This is a genomic window from Streptomyces sp. NPDC058662 (assembly GCF_042716255.1).
Classification (GTDB): Bacteria; Actinomycetota; Actinomycetes; order Streptomycetales; family Streptomycetaceae; genus Streptomyces.
On sequence record NZ_JBHXRU010000166.1, the window covers coordinates 1 to 8,119 of the forward strand.

General features: G+C 74.9%; 5 protein-coding genes. 1 reads left to right on the forward strand and 4 read right to left on the reverse strand.

The genetic code is table 11. The features are described 5' to 3' along the window. Positions 1–106 precede the first annotated feature (106 nt). A complete protein-coding gene (locus tag ACFWUQ_RS30490) occupies positions 107–1,066 on the forward strand; it encodes a glycoside hydrolase family 19 protein (protein ID WP_384544478.1) in 960 nt (319 codons plus the stop codon). Positions 1,067–1,123: 57 nt separating this feature from the next. Here ACFWUQ_RS30490 and ACFWUQ_RS30495 read toward each other — a convergent pair whose 3' ends face one another. The 4 genes from ACFWUQ_RS30495 to ACFWUQ_RS30510 form a co-directional block, all read right to left on the reverse strand. Next, positions 1,124–3,877 (reverse strand): AAA family ATPase, encoded by a 2,754-nt coding sequence (locus ACFWUQ_RS30495; protein ID WP_384544480.1) that lies wholly within the window; start codon positions 3,875–3,877, stop codon positions 1,124–1,126. Positions 3,878–4,133: 256 nt separating this feature from the next. After that, a complete protein-coding gene (locus tag ACFWUQ_RS30500; RefSeq protein ID WP_384544486.1) occupies positions 4,134–5,894 on the reverse strand; it encodes a S8 family serine peptidase in 1,761 nt (586 codons plus the stop codon). 408 nt (positions 5,895–6,302) lie between these two features. Beyond that, complete coding sequence (locus tag ACFWUQ_RS30505; protein WP_384544482.1) at positions 6,303–7,070, reverse strand: DUF1838 family protein; 768 nt, start codon at positions 7,068–7,070, stop codon at positions 6,303–6,305. A 74-nt stretch (positions 7,071–7,144) separates the two neighbouring features. Then, positions 7,145–8,119 (reverse strand): hypothetical protein (locus ACFWUQ_RS30510; protein WP_384544484.1); only part of this gene is annotated, 975 nt, incomplete at its 5' end.

The following is an 8,119-nucleotide window of genomic DNA, read 5'->3' on the forward strand; positions in this document are numbered from 1 at the left end:
TGACCCCCCGCATTCGCCGCGCCGGCGCGCCCCCGCGTCGCGCCGGCGCGGTTTGTTTTGGTCTAGACCTTGACAGGTCCAGACCAGTTTCGCTTCAGTGGGACCCATGTGCCGCCCCCACGGCAACTACCCCCACCGAAGGAGCAGTTACGTGATACGCGCGCTTCACCGCCGTGCCCTGGCCCTGGCCGCCGCCGCGGCCGTCACCGTCGGCCTCGCCATCGCCCTTCCGTCCTCCCCCGCCTCCGCCGCGGCCCCCTGCGCCGGCGCCTGGGCCTCGTCCGCCGTGTACACGAACGGCATGAGCGCCTCGCACGGCGGCCGCAACTGGCAGGCCAAGTGGTGGACGCAGGGCGAGACGCCCGGCACCACCGGGCAGTGGGGCGTCTGGGCGGACCAGGGCGTCTGCGGTGGCGGCGGGGGCCAGGACCCGGATCCCGACCCCTCCGGCTTCGTGGTCTCCGAGGCCCAGTTCAACCAGATGTTCCCGAACCGGAACCCCTTCTACACGTACAACGGCCTGGTCGCGGCCCTGTCGGCCTACCCCGCGTTCGCCAACACCGGCGACGACACCGTGAAGCGCCGGGAGGCCGCCGCCTTCCTCGCGAACGTCTCGCACGAGACGGGCGGACTGGTCCACATCGTCGAGCAGAACAAGGCCAACTACCCGCACTACTGCGACTCCACGCAGCCGTACGGCTGTCCGGCCGGCCAGGCCGCGTACTACGGCCGCGGGCCGATCCAGCTGAGCTGGAACTTCAACTACAAGGCGGCGGGTGACGCCCTCGGCATCAACCTCCTGGCCAACCCCTACCTCGTGGAGCAGGACCCGGCGGTCGCCATGAAGACGGCCCTCTGGTACTGGAACAGCCAGAACGGTCCGGGCACCATGACCGCCCACGCCGCGATGGTGAACGGCGCGGGCTTCGGCGAGACGATCCGCTCCATCAACGGCGCGCTGGAGTGCAACGGCGGCAACCCCGCCCAGGTCCAGAGCCGGGTCGCGAAGTACCAGAGCTTCACGCAGCTGCTGGGCGTGACGCCGGGCAGCAACCTGACCTGCTGACCGGTCCCGTACGGCGTCGGCCGCCCCGCTCCCCGGAGCCGGGCGGCCGTCCCGCGTTCAGTGGGCGCGCAGCGCGGTCGCGAGCTGGGCCCGGGACCGGACGTCGAGCTTCTGGTAGATGCGCGTCAGCCGCGCCTCCACCGTCTTGACGCTGAGGAACAGCTTCGCCGCCGCCTCCTGGTTGCTGGCTCCCTGGCTGACGAGCAGGGCCAGCCGGGTCTCGGCCTCGGTCAGGGACGCCGCCGCCTCCGTACGGCTCCCCTCGGCCGGCGCCGGCTCGCGCGCCAGTTCCGTCCACGGGGTCGCCCCGGCCCGCTCGAACACCTCGGCCGCCGCCGTGAGCGCGGCCCGCGCGGGGGCGCGCCGGCGCCGGCGGCGCTCCACCCGGGCCAGGGCGAGCAGCGTCCGGCCGCGCTCCAGCGGCAGGCCCAGCCCGGCGAAGCGCGCGGCCGTGTCCTCCAGCAGCCGGACGGCCTCGTCGGCGTCGCCCCGGGCGGACAGGCACAGGCCCCGGGCCCGGTCCAGGGCGGCGACGACCCCGGTGCGGCCGAGGGACAGGGCGACGGTACGGACGCAGTCGATCAGCTCGGCGGCCTCGGCGGGCGCGTCCGCGGCGACCAGGGCTTCGGCGAGCTCGCCGTGCCAGCGCAGGATCGAGGGGTCCACCACCTGCTGGGCGGCCTCCAGTTCGGCGACCCGGTTCAGGGTGGCCACGGCCTTCGCCGCCTCCCCCGTGGCCAGTTCGACCAGGCCGAGCGCGTGCAGGTTGCGGGTGAGGAAGACCTGGTCGTGCTCCTCCCGCGAGGCCTGTATCCCGCGCCGGGCGTATCCGGCGGCGCGGGCGAAGCTGCCGCCCATCGCCTCTGCCGTCGAGGCGACGTACCAGGCGGGGCCGGGCGAGAGGCCCGCCTCGATCGTCAGCTCCAGGGCCCGCCGGGCATGGGCGGAGGCGGCGGCGCAGCGGCCGCCGCGCAGCTCCGCCTCGGTGAGGCTGCGCAGCACCTCGAAGACGTCCTCGGAGGAACCGGTCCGCTGCACGGCGGGGAGCAGTTCCATCAGCTGGCGGCGGGCGTCGGAGATCCGGTCGTCGAAGAGCGCGTGCCGGACGGCGAGGTACTGGGGCGCGTGGCGCATCCCCAGCGGCACCTCGGGGGCGGGCAGGGCGAGGGCCTCGGCGAGGATCTCCTCCGCGTCCGGGTCCCCGAGGATGCGGCCCATCCGGGCCCGTACGGTCAGGGCCATCGCCTCCGCGACCTGGTCGCCGCCGAGGGCGGCCAGGGCGCCGGCCTCGGCGGCGGCGTCGCGGGAGCGGACGGGGTCGCCGTCGCTCAGGTTGTTCTTCCAGGCGACCCGCAGGCGGACGGCGGCCATGAGGGAGGGGTCCCCGGCGGCGTCGTCCGTGGCGCAGGCGAAGGTCTCGTCGAGGGCGCCCAGCGCCTGCCCGGCGGCGTCGATGACGGCGAGCCGGGCGCGTACCCGGTCGGCCCGGGAGGCGTCGCGGGCCAGGACGGCGCGGGTGGCGCGGCGGGCCAGGTCGGCGCGGCCGGCCCAGCCGGCGTCCTCGGCGGCGCCGACGAGCCGGGCCAGTTCCTCGCCGGCGAGCCAGGACGGCGTACGGTCGGCCGCGAGCAGGCCGAGCTCCGCGGCCAGGGCCCGCTGGCCGCGGCGGCGACAGGCCGCGGCGGCCTCGGTGATCTCGGCGGCGAGCCACTGGTCGGGGGTGTCGACGGCCAGCGCGCGGTGGCGTACGGCTTGGACGGGGTCGTCGACGGCGGAGGCCAGCGCGGCGTGCGCGGCGGAGCGCTCGGGCCAGCCCGCGTCGGCGGCGAGGGCGGTGGGCAGGGCGCCGGCGGTGAACTCGACCGTGCCGTCCTCGGCGACGCGGATCAGGGCGGCCCGTTCGGCCACGGCCAGTTCCGCCTCGGCGTCGGGGCGGCCGGCCCGGCGCAGCAGCGCGGTCGTGGGGCGGGCCGCGAGCGCGGCGAGCAGCAGGGTGCGGCGGGCTTGCGCGGGTGCCTCGGCGAGCAGGCGGCGGGCCACCTCGCGGGCCTGCCCGCAGACGGGCAGGGTGTCGGCGTGGTGGGCGGAGCCGTCGCGGGACTCGGCGAGGGAGTGGCCGAGGGCGAGGGCGAGACGGGGGTTTCCGCCGCTCGCCTGGTGGATGCGTCCCGCGAGGCGGGCGGGCAGGCCCCGGCGGGAGAGGAGTTCGGCCACTTCGTCGGCGCCGAGCGGGGGAACCCGTATCGCGGGGGTGCCGGGACCGCAGAGCGGCTCTCCCACCGGGGTTCCGCCCTGGACGCACTCGGCGACCAGGACCCGGACGCGGGGCGGCGTGAGGCGGAGCGCGAAGCGGAGCAGGCCGGTGCTCTCCGCGTCGAGCCACTGGGCGTTGTCGATGACGAGCAGCAGAGGACGGCGGGCGGCGAGGGTGCGGAGCACCTCGACGACGGCCAGGCGCAGCGCGACGTGGTCGCGACCGGCGCCCGGGGCGTCGGCCTCGCGGCGGAGCAGGGCGATCGCGGTGCGCTGCGGACCGGAGAGCCGCTCCAGCGCGGCGGCGGGTACGGAGGCCAGCAGTGCGGCGGCGGATGCCTCGGGTATCCACTGGTCGGCGGCCTCGGGGGCGAGGCGCAGCACCGTCTCCTCGCGCGCCTCGGCGGCCGCGGTGACGGCGCGCACGACCTCGGTCTTGCCGGCGCCGGCCGGTCCGGTGAGCAGCGCCCGGCCGTGCGTGGTCAGCGCGCGGTCCACCGCTTTGATCAGTTCGCCCTGTCCGACGCTTGTGTCAGCGTGCCCCGTCGCCGCCACCACGCACAGCCACCAGCCTCTCGATCCCCAGCTCCTGTGCCTTTCCTGTGAGACGCGACAATACGAGGTCGGCTGCCCGGTGGACCCGGATTGTGACGCAGAAATCAGCCGGCGCGCGTGAAAGCCCGCCGGAACTGCCGGTACGGGGTGTACGGGCAGGTCCGGCGGGCTGTGCTGGTCCGTACTATCGCTCCGTCAGGCCTGGTCGGAGGACCGGACCGGTCGGGACCGCGCGGATCAGAAGCGGATCAGGGGCGGATCAGAAGGTGAGCTTCCAGGCGTCGATCTTGCCGGTGTCGCCGCCGGCGTTGTCGTTCACGCGGAGCTTCCAGGTGCCGTTCGCGACCTCGGTGGAGGCGTTGACCGTGTAGGTGGTGTTGATGTTGTCCGTGCTGCCGCCCGCGCGGTTGTGCAGGATGTAGACGGAGCCGTCGGGGGCGACCAGGTCGACCTTCAGGTCACCGATGTAGGTGTGCGCGATGGTCACGCCGACCTTGAGGGTGGCCGGGGCGTTGCCGGCGATCCCGGAGACCGTGATCGGGCTCTCCACCGTGCCGTTGTCAGCGATGGTGTAGTCCGTGAGGTTCTCCAGCGCCGGGGTGGTGGGGCCGGAGGTGACCGCGGTCACGGTGGCGGCCGCGTCGGCGAGGCCGGCGCCGCAGCCGCCGGTGCAGGTTCCGGCGAGCGGGCGGGCGTTCGTCTTGATCGCCGACTCGATCTGGCCCGGGGTCAGCGTGGGCTTGGCGGCGACCATGAGCGCGGCGAGGCCCGCGACGTGCGGGGCGGCCATGCTGGTGCCCTGGTACGGCTCGTAGTTCTCGGCGCCGGGGGTGGTGGCGCCGGTGTTCAGGGTGGACCAGATGCCGTTCTCGGGGGTGGTGATGGTTCCCGGCGTGTCGGTGGCGCGGCGGGTCTCACCGCCCGGGGCGGCGACGTCGATGATCGAACCGTAGTTGGAGTAGAAGGAGCGGTCGCCCGTGCGGTTGCTGGCGGCCACGTTGACCACGTTGTTGCAGCTGGCGGGCGAGAAGCCGGACGCGTCGGCGTTGCTGTTGCCGGCGGCGACCACGACGGTCGTGCCGCGGCCGACGGCGGCGTTGATGGCGTTCTGGTAGCTGGTGCCGCAGGCGCCCGAGCCGCCGAGGCTCATGTTGATGACCTTGGCGGGCGTGGTGTTGGCCGGGATGCCGGGGACGCTGCCGCCGGAGGCCCAGGTGATGGCGTCGACGATGTCCGAGGTGGCGCCGCCGCACTTGCCGAGGACGCGGACGGGCTGGATCTTCGCGCCGTACGCGATGCCCGCGATGCCCTTGGCGTTGCCCGTGGCCGCGGCGATGGTGCCCGCGACGTGGGTGCCGTGCCAGGACGAGTCGCTGGCCTTGGAGCCGACGCCGCACTCGCCGGCCGCGCTCCAGTCGCCCGCGTCGGCGGGGTTGCCGTCGCGGCCGTTGCCGTCACGGGCCGCGGTGGAGCTGGAGATGAAGTCGTAGCCCGCGACGACGTTCGCGGCGAGGTCCGAGTGCGCGACGTAGCCGGTGTCGATCACGGCGACGGTGACGCCGGAGCCGGTGGTCTTGTCCCAGGCCGCGGGGACGTTCATGCCGGCGGTGGGCTCGAAGAGGTCCCACTGGCGGGCGTACTCGGTGTCGTTCGGGGTGGCGGCCAGAGCGTAGGCACGCGAGTCGGGCTCGACGTAGGCGACGTCCGGGTCGGCACGGAACTGGGCCATCACGTCGGCCGCGGCGGCGGGGGCGACGGCCGAACCAAGGTTGACGAGCGCGGCTCCGGTGCCGAGGCGGCGGTCGAAGGTGGCCTTCTTGCCGACCTTCTTCCCCTTGGCGGCGGCGTCGTCGGCGGCCGCGGCGTTGGAGCTGGCCTCGCTGGCGGAGGCCTTGTATCCGACGATGAGGTTCTCGACCGGCGCGGCGGGCGCGGGAACCGCGGTGGCGGGGGCGGCGGGGTCCGCGGTGGCCAGTGCCACGGAGGTGGTGGCGGATCCGGCGAGCAGGGTGACGGACATCGCCACCACGGATATGAGCCTTCGTCTGGATGCGTGCACAGTGTTCCCTTTCGCGGGCCGTTCCGGGCGGGCCGGATCGGCCGGTCGGTGCAGTGTGGGAGGTGTACCGGCGGCTGCGGAGCCGGTGCGGGCTGGTCGAACCCGCGCCGGCCGCCGCCGCGCGCCTCGTTGCTCCGGCCGCGACGGCGGGGCAGGGCAACGGCGTTACCGGTGGCTCCTCCTGATCCGCGCGGCATCACGCCATGTGGGGTTGGCGCGTGGGCCATGCGGCCAGGAGATGATCGCCGGTGGGCAGACAGTAGGCAAATGCGGGGTGAACTCGATACGGGGAAAACCCTTGTCCGCCCCCTCTCGCTCCCCCCGTGGGCGTCGCGAAGGAGGCCGTCGGCCGCGCTACGGGGCCGGACGTCAGGCCGTGCGCGGCGGGACGAGCTTGCGGAAGTGGGTCCAGCTGGTCTCGTTCGGCTCGGACCACTTCTCCGGTGCGTGTGCGAACCGCGGCTGGTGGGCGGCGATGTACGCGCGGGTGCGCTCGGGGACCTCCGCGTAGGACGCCAGCTTCCTCCCGCGGCAGTGGAAGGCGAGCCCCCCGGGGCGGGCGCCCTGTTCCATCCAGGGGAGGTAGGGGGACATCCGGGTCCAGGACATCGTGGCGGGGACGCTCGGCTCGTCGGTGGTGAGCACGGTCGCGGGTGCGAAGAACTGGAAGAGTTCCAGGGCGCGGTAGGTGTCGTCCGCCGAGTGGGCCGGGTACTGCGCGACGGGCAGCGGGGAGGGGTAGGCCAGCGGGATCTCCAGGCTGAAGCAGATCTGCTCGCCCAGGTCCGTGACGGGGACCGGGTGGGGCCGAAGCTTCTGATTGGCCGGGTCGTTCCAGACGTGGACCACCGGGCGTCCCTGCCAGGTCTCGATGATCTCGCGGGTCACCGGGTCCAGGTAGAAGGCCGCTTCCCTGGTCAGCAGTTGGTGGCCGCCGCTCTCCTCGTCCGGCAGGAGGCGGGCCGCGTTGACGCCCTCGAAGCCGAAGAGGCGCCGGTAGGGCTCGCCCGGACCCCAGGAGTGGACGTCGCCGGACCACCAGAAGGTGACCTCGGCGCCGTCGAGTGAGGCACGGGTGCGGGCGAAGGCCCGGAGCAGCTCTGCGGGCGTCATGGCGGAGGTCAGCGCGGAGGTCATAGCCCGTACTGTGCTGGGCCGCGCCCCCGGCCGGCAACCGTCCGCGCGGCCGGTTCCGCGGCCGCGTGGCGCGATCACGACGGGTGGGCGGCGGACCCGAGGTGCTCGATCTCGCGGGCGGCGCGGGGTGAGCGGACGCCGCGGTTGAGATGCCGCGCGCGGCGCAGTTCGGCCGCCGCGTCCGCCTCGCGTCCGTCGCGGCGGTACAGCCGGGCCCGTTCGACGTGGGTGAGCGCGATCGCCCGCGTCTGCTGCTCGGGGCGGGTCGCCAGGGAGGCGTCCAGGGCCGCGTGGGCGGCGTCGCGCTCGCCCAGCAGATCAAGGACGACGGCGCGTTTGAAGTCGAGGGCGGAGGGAGGGTAGGTGTGGAAGGGGTCGGGGTCCACGAGGAGCCGGCCCCGCAGTCCGCCCGCGGCGTCGAGCCAGGCCAGAGCGGAGTCCCGGTGGCCCAGGGCCGCGTGGACGTGGGCGGCCTGGACGGCGACGTAGGCCCGGACCGATGCGGGTGCGCGCGGGGCCGCCTCCAGTGCCTGGCGTACGTAGGAGAGGGCGACGGCGTACTGGTGGTGGTCGAGGGCGTCCTGGCTGAGCATCCGCAGGGCGATGGCCCGGGTGGCGCTCTCGCCGGCCAGCTCGGCGAGGGAGGCGGCGCGGCCGAGGGTCCGGCGGGACGCGGCGAAGGCGCACTGGTCGGCGTAGCTTCGGGCGAGCAGCAGGACGGTGCGGGCGGCGTGGCTCAGCTCCGGCGCCGTCAGCTCTCCGACGGCGCACGTGGTGAGGACGGGGCGGAAGGTGCTCTGGAGGTAGGCGAGGAGGACGGGCGCCGTGGCGTCCCCGCCGAGGGCCTCGGCCTGTCCGGCGAAGAACACCTCGGCGGCCCGGCGCAGCGTGCCGTGCCCGAGGACGGACGGGACCTGCGCGGGCGCGTCGGAGGGTTCCGGGGCGGGGGGTGCGGGGGCCGGGGCGGGATCCTGCGCGTGGGGCGGCGCGGCGGGCGGCGCGGCGGCCGGCGCGTGAGGCGGCGCGGGGTGCGCCGCGAGGGGCGGCGC